At 45.1% G+C, this 12,325-nt stretch carries 16 protein-coding genes; 12 read left to right on the forward strand and 4 right to left on the reverse strand.

Annotation, left to right across the window (positions count from 1 at the left end; all coding sequences use genetic code 11):
- Nucleotides 1-178 precede the first annotated feature (178 nt).
- The 5 genes from QUB70_RS28915 to QUB70_RS28935 all read left to right on the forward strand — a co-directional run bounded on the left by QUB70_RS28915 (nt 179) and on the right by QUB70_RS28935 (nt 2,719).
- Nucleotides 179-415: a type II toxin-antitoxin system Phd/YefM family antitoxin gene (locus tag QUB70_RS28915; protein ID WP_332985051.1), complete on the forward strand. Its 237-nt coding sequence runs from the start codon at nt 179-181 to the stop codon at nt 413-415.
- Nucleotides 412-795 (forward strand): type II toxin-antitoxin system VapC family toxin, encoded by a 384-nt coding sequence (locus QUB70_RS28920; RefSeq protein WP_332985053.1) that lies wholly within the window; start codon nt 412-414, stop codon nt 793-795. Before QUB70_RS28915 ends, QUB70_RS28920 begins: the two co-directional genes overlap by 4 nt.
- Before the next feature lie 60 nt (nt 796-855).
- On the forward strand, nt 856-1,128 hold the full coding sequence (locus tag QUB70_RS28925; RefSeq protein ID WP_332985054.1) for a hypothetical protein: 273 nt from the start codon (nt 856-858) through the stop codon (nt 1,126-1,128).
- A 39-nt stretch (nt 1,129-1,167) separates the two neighbouring features.
- The gene (locus tag QUB70_RS28930; protein WP_332985055.1) at nt 1,168-1,491 is read left to right on the forward strand and encodes a clan AA aspartic protease; all 324 of its coding nucleotides are present in this window, start codon (nt 1,168-1,170) and stop codon (nt 1,489-1,491) included.
- A gap of 511 nt (nt 1,492-2,002) precedes the next feature.
- Complete coding sequence (locus QUB70_RS28935) at nt 2,003-2,719, forward strand: class I SAM-dependent methyltransferase (protein WP_332985056.1); 717 nt, start codon at nt 2,003-2,005, stop codon at nt 2,717-2,719.
- 348 nt (nt 2,720-3,067) lie between these two features.
- Here QUB70_RS28935 and QUB70_RS28940 read toward each other — a convergent pair whose 3' ends face one another.
- Nucleotides 3,068-5,578, reverse strand: a complete 2,511-nt coding sequence (locus QUB70_RS28940) for an ATP-binding protein (RefSeq protein ID WP_332985058.1) — start codon at nt 5,576-5,578, stop codon at nt 3,068-3,070.
- Between the two features lie 177 nt (nt 5,579-5,755).
- Here QUB70_RS28940 and QUB70_RS28945 point away from each other — a divergent pair, with 177 nt between their 5' ends.
- Both QUB70_RS28945 and QUB70_RS28950 read left to right on the forward strand, forming a co-directional pair.
- Nucleotides 5,756-5,956: a type II toxin-antitoxin system HicB family antitoxin gene (locus tag QUB70_RS28945; protein WP_106146251.1), complete on the forward strand. Its 201-nt coding sequence runs from the start codon at nt 5,756-5,758 to the stop codon at nt 5,954-5,956.
- The gene (locus QUB70_RS28950) at nt 5,953-6,159 is read left to right on the forward strand and encodes a type II toxin-antitoxin system HicA family toxin (protein WP_332985061.1); all 207 of its coding nucleotides are present in this window, start codon (nt 5,953-5,955) and stop codon (nt 6,157-6,159) included. Before QUB70_RS28945 ends, QUB70_RS28950 begins: the two co-directional genes overlap by 4 nt.
- A gap of 246 nt (nt 6,160-6,405) precedes the next feature.
- On the opposite strand, the gene QUB70_RS28955 is transcribed toward QUB70_RS28950, so the two are convergent.
- Nucleotides 6,406-6,900: a TetR/AcrR family transcriptional regulator gene (locus tag QUB70_RS28955; protein WP_332985062.1), complete on the reverse strand. Its 495-nt coding sequence runs from the start codon at nt 6,898-6,900 to the stop codon at nt 6,406-6,408.
- Between the two features lie 53 nt (nt 6,901-6,953).
- A complete protein-coding gene (locus QUB70_RS28960; RefSeq protein ID WP_332985064.1) occupies nt 6,954-8,177 on the reverse strand; it encodes an RNA-guided endonuclease InsQ/TnpB family protein in 1,224 nt (407 codons plus the stop codon).
- A 64-nt stretch (nt 8,178-8,241) separates the two neighbouring features.
- Between QUB70_RS28960 and QUB70_RS28965 the strand changes: the two genes are divergently transcribed.
- The 3 genes from QUB70_RS28965 (at nt 8,242) to QUB70_RS28975 (ending at nt 10,042) form a co-directional block, all read left to right on the forward strand.
- The gene (locus tag QUB70_RS28965) at nt 8,242-8,409 is read left to right on the forward strand and encodes a hypothetical protein (RefSeq protein ID WP_332985065.1); all 168 of its coding nucleotides are present in this window, start codon (nt 8,242-8,244) and stop codon (nt 8,407-8,409) included.
- Between the two features lie 171 nt (nt 8,410-8,580).
- Complete coding sequence (locus QUB70_RS28970) at nt 8,581-9,372, forward strand: glycosyltransferase (RefSeq protein WP_332985066.1); 792 nt, start codon at nt 8,581-8,583, stop codon at nt 9,370-9,372.
- 196 nt (nt 9,373-9,568) lie between these two features.
- Nucleotides 9,569-10,042 (forward strand): hypothetical protein, encoded by a 474-nt coding sequence (locus tag QUB70_RS28975; RefSeq protein WP_332985068.1) that lies wholly within the window; start codon nt 9,569-9,571, stop codon nt 10,040-10,042.
- 166 nt (nt 10,043-10,208) lie between these two features.
- Here QUB70_RS28975 and QUB70_RS28980 read toward each other — a convergent pair whose 3' ends face one another.
- Nucleotides 10,209-10,934 carry a LuxR C-terminal-related transcriptional regulator gene (locus QUB70_RS28980; protein ID WP_332985069.1) on the reverse strand — a complete coding sequence of 242 codons (726 nt, stop codon included), beginning with the start codon at nt 10,932-10,934 and terminating at the stop codon, nt 10,209-10,211.
- A gap of 99 nt (nt 10,935-11,033) precedes the next feature.
- On the opposite strand from QUB70_RS28980, the gene QUB70_RS28985 reads away from it, so the two are divergent.
- Nucleotides 11,034-11,708, forward strand: a complete 675-nt coding sequence (locus tag QUB70_RS28985) for a DJ-1/PfpI family protein (RefSeq protein ID WP_332985070.1) — start codon at nt 11,034-11,036, stop codon at nt 11,706-11,708.
- A gap of 1 nt (nt 11,709) precedes the next feature.
- Nucleotides 11,710-12,141: a DUF6220 domain-containing protein gene (locus QUB70_RS28990; protein ID WP_332985072.1), complete on the forward strand. Its 432-nt coding sequence runs from the start codon at nt 11,710-11,712 to the stop codon at nt 12,139-12,141.
- The last annotated feature ends 184 nt before the right edge of the window (nt 12,142-12,325 follow it).

The raw sequence follows: 12,325 nt of genomic DNA on the forward strand, positions 1-12,325 counted from the left end.
TCGCTAATTTAGGATGATTGCATTTACGTCATACAACCTAATTACACAAAGGCTTTAATTGTTTTTGGAGATGTCTAATTATGATTCAAGACTTATCCGAACTGGGAGCATAGGCTCCATCATCTACAATTGAGTGAGGCGGAGTATTCTCAATTGAGCTTTATACTGAGGCATTTTTATGTTGAACGTGACAGTTGACGAAATTCAGCGCGATCCTTCAAAGTTTCTGCGTCAAGTGGAAGCAGGTGCAACTTTTGTGATCCTGCAAGCAGATAAGCCGATCGCCGAACTCAGACCTATTTCTAGCAGCAAGCAATTACGACCATTTGGTTTGTGTGCAGGCGAGTTTACTGTTCCAGATGATTTCGATGCTCCTTTACCAGAAGATATCCTCAGTGCATTTGAAGGTAAATGAAAATTCTGCTAGATACGCACATCTTTTTATGGTTCATCAGTGGTGACGCCCAGTTATCAACAGATGTTCGAGATGCAATTCGCGATCCAGATAATCAGGTATATTTGAGTGCAGTTTCAGTCTGGGAAGCAATTGTCAAGTACCAGTTGGGTAAGTTACCTCTGCCGGAGCATCCCGAAACATATTTACCCAAACAGCGCGATCTTCATCAAATTGTCAGTCTTTCTCTTGATGAAAGTAGCGTAGCTCAACTGGCTAAACTGCCACCATTACATCGCGATCCATTTGACAGAATGCTTATCTGTCAAGCTTTAGAGAATGGTTTGACTATTGCGACAGTTGATGGGGCAATTCGTGCCTACTCGGTCAGCGTTATGTAGTAGTGTAAGTGAGCTATCATATCCATAACAGGATCAAAAGTTACAAAAAAGAGGGAATGTATGCAAACAATCCTTTTGAGCCGTGAAGAAGTCGCTCGTCGTGCGAAACATTTGTATGAGAGCACCATCCGCCAAAAAATTGAAATAGAAGAGAATATTGGCAAGATGGTCATCATTGATATAGAAACAGGTGACTGCGAAGTTGATAAAACTGGGCTAAAAGCCGCACGTAGTCTGATGGCAAAGCATCCGTATGCTCGACTTTTTGGCATTTGTATTGGTTACAATGTGGCTGCTTCGTTGGGTGGTGTAATGGAGCGTGTCAACAAGTGATTTCTGGTATTGTGACCGATCGGCACGCGATCGCCCTTGTTGACGTTTCTCCTCCCAAGCGGCTCTACTTTCCCGATCGAGTTTGTCATAGATACGGGCTTCACTGACTACCTATGTTTGCCACCGGAGGCAGTTACCTTACTGGGCTTGCCGTTCCTGTACGATCTGCCTGTAAACTTAGCAGATAACAGTGAAGTCCTAGTAGCAGTTCACGAAGCAATCATCCTTTGGGACGGGGAAGAACGAGAAGTTCGTGTATTTGCTACAGGGCGAAGGCCTCTAATTGGAACTGCTTTGCTGGACGAGCAAGAACTTGTGATTCAGTTCACTCAGGGGGGATTAGTGACGATTGATGAGTTGTAGTTTTCAACGCTCGATCGCAATACCAATACCCAATACTTCAAAATTACCAGTAGATCGATCGCCCTTCAATTCGCTACGTTAGCGAAGCCCTCGAAGAGGATCGCTCTCTTAATTTCTATTCTTATTGTTAAGCTGTTGTGCATTTAAATTGTATATTTCGAGTCCCGATCGAACAATCGTCAAATCCTCTCCCCCTCTCCCCTTCTCCCCCTCTCCCTATCTAATACCATAGGCAATCTAGATGCAACACAGCTTATGCCAAGAGTACGATCTTTGTCAAGGGCGATCGCGCACTCGCAAGTTGTAATTTGAACCGGATGCCAGGAAGAAAGCCCCAAAACCCGTTTAATAATCGAGATTTTGGGGTTTTATGTATTTTTTTGGCGATCGAGCTTTATAGGATTGTTATTACTTTTGTTTTGCCCGAACCCAGTAAGTTGTGAAGCGAGGGGCTAAAATCCTATTCAGATAGCTATTAAAATACAGATTGCAAGCTTATTGGCTTTCCAGAATGCAAAATCAAGAGTCACCTATTGTTTTCGATCGAGAACGCGCTTCTTCCTACGACAAAAGATTCGCTAAATTGGCTCCGATGCGCGACGCACTTCATTTACTGATCCGCCTGGTACTTTCCGAACTTCCTACCGATGCACGGATTCTCTGTGTCGGTGCGGGAACCGGCTTGGAATTGATTTATCTGGCTCAAGCGTTTCCACAGTGGCAATTTACTGCGGTAGAGCCTGCGGCACCGATGCTTGACATCTGTCGCCAGCGCGCCGAAGAATGCGGTATCGCGTCACGTTGCACTTTTCACGAAGGCTATCTCGATTCACTGCCGGCATCGCACTCTTTCGATGCGGCGACTTGCCTTCTGGTTTCTCACTTCTTTACGCAACAAGATGAGCGGCGCAACTTTTTTAGTCAAATTGCTTCACGACTTTGCCCTAACGGATATTTGGTAAGTGCGGATCTGGCTTCCGATATGTCTACTTCAGCGTACCAAAGCCTTTTCGAGGTTTGGCTGCGAATGCTGAGGTTTTCCGAAGTGCCTGCTGAGGAGATTGAAAAGTTTCGTGATTCTTATGGTCGAAATACTGCTGTGCTACCGCCACTTGAAGTCGAATCAATAATTGCATCCAGCGACTTTGATACACCTGTATTGTTCTTACAGACCCTTCTGATTCATGCCTGGTATGCTAGGCGAACACCACCCTCGCTAGAAGTGTAGTTATCAACAGCCGCTGAAAAATCTCCTGAAGTGGACTGACCAAAACCAAGTGTAAGGTTGCTTTCGTTTTCTGGAAGCCGCAGAACCGAGTCGCGCCGAAGAGCGATCGCAATACCAATACCCAATACTTCAAAATTACCATTTGGTCGATCGCTCTTCAATTCGGTATTGCGATCGCTCTCTTAATTTCTAGCGTTATTGTTCTGCCAAGAGTGCGATATTTGTCAAGGGCGATCGCGCTATCTTTGATTCTTACCGCTTCAGATCGAGCAGTTGGCGGTAATTGACACCCCGATCGATGATTGTACCGCCTCAGATTGTTTGAGGGCTGCACTGAACCCGAAGTGGTTAAGATTCAGCAGCGATCGGGAATGCTGAAATTGTCTGTTGCCGAATGGGGATCTGAATCACAAACTCAGTACCTGAGCCAGGTGTAGAAAAACACTTGATTTTACCGCGATGTTTTTTAGTAATGATTTGATAACTAATCGACATCCCCAAACCCGTACCTTTACCGATGGGTTTGGTGGTGAAAAAGGGGTCAAAAATGCGCTGCTTCACTGCGTCTGGCATACCGATTCCGTTGTCAGCGATCGCCACCTCCACCCATCGATCGTCGATCGCAGAAGTCCGAATCGCAATCTGGTTCGGGGTGTCTTTAAGCTCCTGATAGGAGCGTTTGGTATTCAGATCGTCCAGGGCATCCAAGGCATTCACAAAAATATTCATGAATACCTGATTGAGTTGTCCGGGGAAACATTCCACATTGGGCAATGCACCATACTCTTTGATAATTACCACGGCTGGATGCTCCGATCGATCTTTGAGTCGGTGTTGCAAAATCATCAAAGTGCTCTCAATTCCCTCATGAATATCAACATTTTTGAAGTCTGCTTCATCCATGCGAGAAAAATTTCGCAACGATAGAACAATACTGCGAATTCGATCGGTGCCTACCTTCATAGATGAAATTATCTTTTGGATATCTTCAGCGAGGAATTCCAAATCGATTTCCTCTGCCATTGCTTGCACGTCTGGATCGTTGCTGGGATGGCGCTGTTGATAGAGTTCTATCATCCGCAACAGATTTTGGGTATATTCGTCCAGGTAGGTGAGATTACCGTGGATGAAGTTGACCGGGTTATTGATTTCGTGGGCAATTCCCGCAACCAACTGTCCCAAGCTAGACATTTTTTCGCTTTGGATAACTTGCATCTGGGCTTTTTGCAGTTCGTTTAGAGTCGTCTCCAATTCTTTAGCTTGCGCGATCGAGGAAATTGCTAGTTCTTCGATCGCAGCAACCTGGGGCAGAGTTGTCCAGCAAGCAATCGCCACTCCCACAAATGCCAGCGTCATCAACACAATAATCAGCAGATAGGGATTGTTGGTTCCGACTTCTACCCGCAGCCAGGATCTGATCAGCCAACTGATCGTCGCTGTACCGCCAATCAGCGCAATCAAAATTGCAACCTGAAACACTATAAAATCTTCGTTTTTAGGAGGAATTACTGGCTTGGTATGGAGTCGATCCCACCACGGTAAGTGCAAAGGTGCCCAAGGAATCCGCCCAATTGCAGCGTCGATCGCGATCGCTGCTAACGGCAAAAGCAACCCGATGCCAAAATCCACCCATCCCCAGGCAACACCACCCACCACCAGCGCAATGAACTCCACCACCAGCAATGCTAAGGATAGTCGCCCCCAACGCACGACTGGATCGTGGCGCTGCATCCACAGCCCCAAGTGCAACCCCATGATCGAAACGAAAAAACTCACCCCTGACACCACGACAATTTGAGTCGTGTTGCCCCAGACTAAAAATCCTAAACTACAGATAAAGGTCAGCAGCAGCGCGGGTTCTAGGGAACCCCGACGGGACGCTGCGCCAAACACTGGAGACAACAGCCCATCCTGCGCGAGTTGGAAAATGATGCGGGGCGTATTGCAAACGCTAGTCGCAGATCCCAACAAACAGCTAGCCGCAACCAGCAATGTGACTATGACAGGGGCAGCGTCTCCCCAGAAAGGCTTGGCAGCCGCCAGGAAATTGCCGTACAAATTGCCTTCTAAACCCGCAGCGGTTGCCAACTGCAACAACACTAAAGTGCCACCCACAAACACCAGAGGCATGAACCAGGCAACCCAAGACAGCGCCTTGAGCGTGTCTTTTGGGTGGAGACTGTCTGCTACAAAGGATGAAGCTGTGTCGCAGCCATAGAAGCTATAAGCGGCAAACAAGTACCATTTCAGCCAGTCCTGGACACTGATGGCATCAATGCTGCTGGGCAAGAGTCCGGGGCTTTGGGGCGAAAAAGCCAGCCAGCCTAAACCCTGAACGCAGAAGAGGAGTAAAAAGCCGATCGAAGGAAAGACAAAAAAGAGGTGCAGAATGGCGACGGCGCGGGTGCCACTGAATGCTACAAAGTAAGCGATCGCAGTAAAACCGATCTCAAACACTGTTTCTGGAATATTCAGCCCGATCGGTTCTAAATGGAATTGGATCAAATCTGTGATGACGATCGCATTAATGGCTGGAAAGGAAACCCACCCCAAGTAGTAGGCAATCCCCAAGTAACGGGAAAGGGCAGGGTAACGATGCAGCAGTCGCGTGATGTAATTTGGTGTTCCCCCAGATACATCTGGATATTTCTCACCCAAACTCTGAACTTGAAGGTTAAACAGAATTCCGACGATAACACCAGGAATCCAGACCAACAGCGATGCGGAGCCAATTTCTGCTTGCATCGACGGCGCTAAGGTAAACCACATCAGATATCCAACCACACTAAACCCCCAGGCTTCGGCAGAGGACATGGTGCGCCGGAGGCGATTCAGAAATGGCAAGCGATCTATTTCCATAAGAAGCAGATTGGGGTCATCGTGTTGTGATATGATTCTACTTCCCATGTCCCGTTCGATCGCGATCGCAATCGCAATACCTAATATTTCAAAATTACCATGAGAGTCGATCGCACTTGCAGCAAGTTTTGAAGCGGTGCGCTACAATCCTATTCCAATAGCTATTAAAGATTGCTCGTGAAGATTAAAGCGATTATCTGGCAAGAAGATGGTGTATGGTGCGGCTCAGTTCCAGCACTTCCAGGTTGTCACACATGGGGAGAGAGTTATGAACAATTATTAGAGATGCTCGAAGATGCCGTTCAAGGTTGGCTGGAAGTCGCCAGTCAGCAAAATGAACTTGCGCCCGATAAACAGTTAATTGAGTTATCTCTATGAAATCTGTTTCTGGCAAAGCACTCTGCAAAATCGTTGAGCGATATGGTTGGAAGCTAAAAAGAATCACTGGTAGCCATCATATCTACGCAAAAGAGGAGGTTGCAGTTATCCTGTCTATTCCTGTGCATAGCAATAGAGACTTACCTACTGGAATCTTAAAAAGTATTCTCAAGGATGCTGGGATTACGGAAGAATATCTGTAATAGTAGCCTTCAATGAGTATCACGCAGGTAAAACCCAAAAACTCGATCCAGAAACATTGTGAAGTCTCGTATACTTTAATTTAACTTTACTTGCTAAAATAGAATAGAAGCACTAACCAAACTGCAACTTATGCTAAAAACTATCGAAGGCACTTATCAGAATGGGCAGATTCAGCTAGCTGAGCTACCACAAGATATTAGCAATAGCGATCGCTTTTATAAAAAACATGATTTTGTATCTTGCAATCACCTTTTTACTAAATAAGATGACAGCATAATCATAATTTCTTGTTCAAGTTCCCCATTATTCAGCAATTCTGGACGATCGATCATTGCCCCATGAATCAGCCCTTTGATCGTGCGTCCAACAATGAAAACCGTTAAATCTAGATTTTTAGGTTGAATTTGATCGTATCGTTGCGCTAGAAAAGATCGCAGCATTTTCTCCATCTTTGCATCATCTAACTGTCGCATCACTTCACTGCGAGGAATTTGTTCATGTAGAACGCGATGGAGCTTAGGATTCACGGCGTAAGCAGTCAACACCGCTTTTACAATCTGCCGAAGTACATCAATGATAGAGCTATCTCCTAGATATTCTAGATGGTGGTGAGCTAACTGCTCCATTTCACGGGCATGATGCTCCCCCAAAGCAAAAATCAAAGCTTCCTTATTTGGAAAGTATTGGTACAGTGAGCCGATACTCACACCTGCCAGTTCAGCCACTCGATTTGTGGTCAACTTGTTGTACCGCTCATAGAAATCTGGACAAAGCTACCCTATAGTAGACAAATCTAGACAGCTACGTTTGTAATCTTAGTCCAAAGGTCTAAAACTACTGGGATAAACGGCAATCCCACTATTCCCTTCATAAAGTTGGGAATTACTTTTCGAGCTATATTTAAACTTCCGTTGGTATCAGCATTAATCAATCTACCATTAGAAGTTTTGTATAAGCCACGTTTAACACGCTTGCCACTGAAAACGGGTTTAACATTTGACTTAGTTTTGTAAACAGGCAACGTATCACCATCTAAAGCACTAGCTTTTGACGTGTAACTTTCCTCAGTCACAATTACTTCAATTCCCGCTAATTGAGCTTTGTAGGTCAACAAACTAATAAGTTTCGCGTGTGGAATCTTGGTAAATTCTTGATTGTTCTTTTTACCAATATTGATATCTTGTTTCCATCCCTGGTTGTTGCCTATAACTAACTGGCCAAGATCATTTAATTGACACCAGTCAATAACTCTACGGCTAACAGTATGGAGATAGTTATCAATCCTTCTGTCACGCTTGCCGTTCAACATTTTTATTTGTCTCCCAGCTTCAATTGATTGTGATGCGGCAACTCTTTTATTGAAGAATTGATTAATACTTTTCAACGGTCTACCATTAATCAAAAGCGGTCTGAGACCGGGATGATTGGATGTTATAGCCATTAAATTGTTTAAACCAAGGTCTACACCAGCAACATATTTACCATCAGATTTTGCGGCTTCTTCAACGGTGTAAACAACTTCAATAACGTAGTGGTCAAGCTTAGGAATAATCCTTACTTGGTCAACATTTTTAGCCTGAGTTGGGAATTCAATGGAGGTCTGAGACAGCTTAACAATACTTTTAGCTAAAGCCGGTTTTGATATTGCATCTATTGGATATATGACAACATTCCTACCACGCTCTTTATGCTTGTATCCAGGCATTTTAGGTTTTCCTAGATACTTCTCAGGATGCTTTGACCAATCTTTCAATGCTGCTAACCAACCTTTCCAAGCTTCTGATACTCTACGCACAACCTGCTTACTAACTTTAGTGGGCAGATACCGATAAGATTCTAAATTCTTGGTTTGATGATAGATATCAATTGAGTTGTAATACTTTTTGGTCTCAAAAAAGTATTGTCTCTGCACATAATTAGCAGTGTTGTAAAGATGCTTGGACTGTAAAGCTAAATGGTCACACTCGTTCCAAAATTTATGCTGTCGGCTGATGACGTGTTTTTCTACTAATTGCATTTGACTCGACTACTCAAATGGTTCATATTGTCTAGTATACCAGATTAATTAGAAATTTGACAATATGCCTAGAATAAAATTTAAGCCAGATAACAAAGTGGCGTACGATCGGGTTCCCGTGCAGTTCAAAGTATTGCCTGGAGTTAGAGAAAAGCTTAAAGCCGTTCCTAACTGGCAAGAACGGCTTAGAGGAATTGTTGATGAATTGATTCAAGAAGTGGACAATCAGTAATATTTGTCTATATTTGGGTAGAAATTAGCTTACAGTTTCATACCCTTGCTTCAGGCATATATTTTTCCCTTTACGCCGACAGCAGCCTTTCCCGCTATCCTTTTCTCCCAGTCCATATCCAAATTCGGTGGTTATGTTAATCGGTTATCTCATCATTTATTCCGACAGATTATGTGGCAGGGGTCTCGGATAGGCGATGGGTTAGCGCGAAAACAAGTGCTGGGCTTGCCCACCGCCCCATTTTGGGGATTGTACAATTCAAAGCATTTTCAGCGTTATCCAATTCTCTATGGTCTCAGTTCATCCGTAATTTCTAAACCATCTGATTGGCATAATACCCATATCACTGGATATTGGTTTTTGGATGAAGCACAGGATTGGACTCCACCATCCGCCTTGCTGGATTTTCTACAAAGTGGTTCGCCACCTGTGTATATCGGGTTTGGGAGTATGAGCAGCCGAAACCCAGAAGAAACGGCAGATATAGTCTTAAAAGCGATCGAACTTACGGGACAACGCGCCATATTGCAATCTGGTTGGGGTGGTTTGAGTAAGAGCGATTTACCAGATACGGTTTTTATGGTGGATTCAATTTCCCATTCATGGCTCTTCCCCCGTGTTGCGACTGTCGTCCATCACGGTGGCGCTGGGACAACGGCCGCCGGACTCAGAGCAGGAGTTCCGACCATTGTGATACCCTTTTTTGGCGATCAGCCCTTTTGGGGGCAGCGCGTGGCGGAATTAGGAGTGGGGCCAAAACCTATTCCTCGCAAACAACTAACCGCTGAACGACTTGCAGAGTCGATTCATACGACTGTGACCGATCGATCGATGCGTCAGCGTGCAGCCGATCTAGGGGCAAAAATTCAAGCCGAAGATGGAATTGCTAATGCAGTTGCGATCGTCCACGCAATTGAAAAGCATGGGGTTTTTTGTGGCGAAGAAAGTGGATCAAACTGGTAATGAATATTTTGTCAAGCATCCTTCAAATCATCAATTGGCAAAATTTACGATACACACCAAGGCAAAAGCACCGGAGGAACTGTGCACCGAAATTTTGCAGTTAGTGGGCGAAGAGTGCAATCTTTGATTGGGCGATCGCGCCCAGCTAGTGAAGTATCATGGCTACCGGATTTGATCTCACTTGCCAAATAATCCCATGATAGTTCATCATGGTCTTGATGATTGTTTCACTCTTCATTCCTCAGCTAATATGCGATCGCTTATCTTGACTCTAGCTCTCATGTGTTTAGCCACCCCCGCCGTTGCCACAACCTGCGAGGAAAGCTTTCAAAAAAAGGGAGACTTTTTCAACGGTGCTGCCTTTTCTGCGCGTGTTCAGGTTGAGGGGTTATCGATAGAGAGAGCATTTTCCCAATTACGACCCATTTTGGCCCGCGAGAGCATCAAAACTATCAGCACCGATGTGAGCGCAGGTGTAATGAAAGCTGAAAATCCCGCAACAGCATTTCAGCGTGCTCTGCCAATTGATGTATTTGCCTCAGCCGACGGCAATCTATTAACTGTCGAGATGATCTTTACCATTCCGAGTGGCGTAGGTGCAAGTAGAGACACCGTAAAGGGATACTTGTGTGGTGCGCTCAATCAATTGTTGCCCAAAACTACAAAGTAATATTTAATTATTCATTTGTTGAATTGTAGTTTCCAAAACTCGATCGCAATACTCAATACTTCAAAATTACCTGCGGCGATCGCTCTTTAATTCAGTGCGTTAGCGAAGCCCGCCCCTACGGGGGCTACGCCAACGAAGAGGATCGCTCTTTTAGTTTCTAGCGTTATTATTCTGCCAAGAGTACGAGCTTGTTTTCACTTGGCAAATGGTGTTTGGTCGCCGAAAGCTGTGCAACCATTTCTGCACGAGACGAAACCTCAAGTTTGCGGAACATTCGCTTCAAAGCTTGTTTCACAGAATTCTCAGTAATCCAAATTTCCTTCCCAATTTGTGCATTAGTTAGTCCCAAAGCAACCAATTCGGCAATTTGCAATTCACGAGGCGTTAATCGATCGCTCTTGAAAGGTTGGTGTTGCGATTCCCTACGGGATAGCTTCGCCGCGCGTACTGTTGCAGCCCAAACAGATAAGTGCAAACAGATCGCACTCAAATCGGCTAGATTTTGCGTATCAAAGGCAGGCATTGACTGTTCGCGGGTGCAACCCACTGCACCCACTAATTCACCGCTATTGACGATCGGCCCCGCCATCACGTGCCAGTGATCGGGGCGGGGACAAATGATTGCCCACGCCTTGGGCGATGTTACTAATCCTTCATGCACAGGCGTATGGCGCTCCGCTAAGTAACGTGCAACAGGATTGTGTTCGACAGATAACGCGACTTTTAGTAATTTCTGAAATTTTCGATCGGCTAAAAGCTGGTCGAAAAAGAAGATTCCCGATCGCTGAGTTGCAAAATACTCGCCGATTTTGGGCACGACTTGCGATCGCAAATCTTGTTCATCCGTCACCAGGTCGATTTCTTTAAATAAAAGCTGCAAGGAAATAGTCATGCTGTCAAAAAGAGTACCCGATCGAGGACTAGGCGAAGTCGGTTGCTACTTCTAGTATAAGGACAGATTTAATCGCAATCGCCCCAAGGAGATGAATTCATGACTGACTCACAAAAGCATATCATTGGTTTGGTATTTTATCCTGGCATGACATTGCTGGATATGGTGGGGCCACAGCAAGTTTTTAGTGCGTTGCCCGGTGTCCAGATTTATCGGATCTGGAAAACGCTAGATCCGATTAAAACCGATGACGGCATGATGGTTTTGCCTGATACCACCTTTGAAAATTGCCCGCGCTTGGACGTTATCTGTATTGGCGGCGGTTTGGAGCAAGGGGCAGTAGAAGACGATCCAGAGGTACTAGCATTTCTTCGCAAACAAGGCAGCACCGCCAAATTTATCACTTCTGTCTGCGGTGGATCGCTATTTCTGGCGAAAACCGGACTGCTGTTCGGCTATCGAGCGACAACTCACTGGGCAATGCGCCAACAACTCGCAAAGTTGGGCGTTGAGGTTGGCACAGAGCGCATAGTAATCGATCGCAATCGTATTACTGGTGGAGGCGTGACAGCAGGTATCGATTTTGGCCTGACGATCGCTAGCATCCTTTGTGGTGAGGAAGTAGCCAAGATTATTCAACTATTACTGGAGTACAATCCCGCCCCGCCATTTGATGTCGGTTCGCCAGAAAAAGCGGGGGCTGAGTTGGTCGATAAGGCAATCTTATTTATGCAGGGGATATCGAATTTAGAAGTAGCTAAACAGGCAGTTTGACATGAACACAACTTCTTCGGAAATCGATCGCGATCGTACTCCCACACATTGGGTACAGATAGGTTTTTATACAATTTCAATCGTCTTTAACCTCTGCTTGATTGCTCAGTTATTAACAGTTGGAGTTGCCTACTTCAATGACCCTACCTGGTGGAATATTCATGTTTGGCTAGTGCGAGGCTATGGTGGATTGTCATTAATATTATGGGGGTGGTCATCCCTCGCCCCATTCTCACGCAAAATACGACATCTCGCTGCCACTCTACCTGTGCTGCTCGGGCTGCAATTTGTCAGCATTCATCTCAAAATGCCTCTCCATCTAGAGGTGTTCCATCCTCTGATTGGATTTTCGCTTCTCTATGTTTCTTCAACCCTTGTACACAGCACATCGCGCATTTTATCACCCACCAACCATCAGAATGAGCAAGCTTGAGAGTTAGAAATGACGCAAGATGCAATCTTTACTTCCTGCTTTGCAACAGTGCAGCACTTATCCACTTTGGCACAATTGATTAACTTCGCTCAAATGATCTAGAACTTTTGATATCCTCCCCACTGATGAATCAGGGGGATTCCAATCTACCCAAACAAAGAAATTTGTTTAGGGAATTGGTGGG

The organism is Microcoleus sp. A003_D6 (genome assembly GCF_036702825.1).
In the GTDB taxonomy this organism is placed as follows: Bacteria; Cyanobacteriota; Cyanobacteriia; order Cyanobacteriales; family Microcoleaceae; genus Microcoleus.

Excerpts from the sequence above, each read along its gene's own strand:
- QUB70_RS28960 (WP_332985064.1), bottom strand. The coding sequence starts at position 8,177 with ATGCAATTAGTAGAAAAACACGTCATCAGCCGACAGCATAAATTTTGG.
- QUB70_RS28965 (WP_332985065.1), top strand. The coding sequence starts at position 8,242 with ATGCCTAGAATAAAATTTAAGCCAGATAACAAAGTGGCGTACGATCGG.
- QUB70_RS28915 (WP_332985051.1), top strand. The coding sequence starts at position 179 with ATGTTGAACGTGACAGTTGACGAAATTCAGCGCGATCCTTCAAAGTTT.
- QUB70_RS28990 (WP_332985072.1), top strand. The coding sequence starts at position 11,710 with ATGAACACAACTTCTTCGGAAATCGATCGCGATCGTACTCCCACACAT.
- QUB70_RS28950 (WP_332985061.1), top strand. The coding sequence starts at position 5,953 with ATGAAATCTGTTTCTGGCAAAGCACTCTGCAAAATCGTTGAGCGATAT.
- QUB70_RS28985 (WP_332985070.1), top strand. The coding sequence starts at position 11,034 with ATGACTGACTCACAAAAGCATATCATTGGTTTGGTATTTTATCCTGGC.
- QUB70_RS28940 (WP_332985058.1), bottom strand. The coding sequence starts at position 5,578 with ATGGAAATAGATCGCTTGCCATTTCTGAATCGCCTCCGGCGCACCATG.
- QUB70_RS28970 (WP_332985066.1), top strand. The coding sequence starts at position 8,581 with ATGTGGCAGGGGTCTCGGATAGGCGATGGGTTAGCGCGAAAACAAGTG.
- QUB70_RS28980 (WP_332985069.1), bottom strand. The coding sequence starts at position 10,934 with ATGACTATTTCCTTGCAGCTTTTATTTAAAGAAATCGACCTGGTGACG.
- QUB70_RS28975 (WP_332985068.1), top strand. The coding sequence starts at position 9,569 with ATGATAGTTCATCATGGTCTTGATGATTGTTTCACTCTTCATTCCTCA.
- QUB70_RS28935 (WP_332985056.1), top strand. The coding sequence starts at position 2,003 with ATGCAAAATCAAGAGTCACCTATTGTTTTCGATCGAGAACGCGCTTCT.
- QUB70_RS28920 (WP_332985053.1), top strand. The coding sequence starts at position 412 with ATGAAAATTCTGCTAGATACGCACATCTTTTTATGGTTCATCAGTGGT.
- QUB70_RS28925 (WP_332985054.1), top strand. The coding sequence starts at position 856 with ATGCAAACAATCCTTTTGAGCCGTGAAGAAGTCGCTCGTCGTGCGAAA.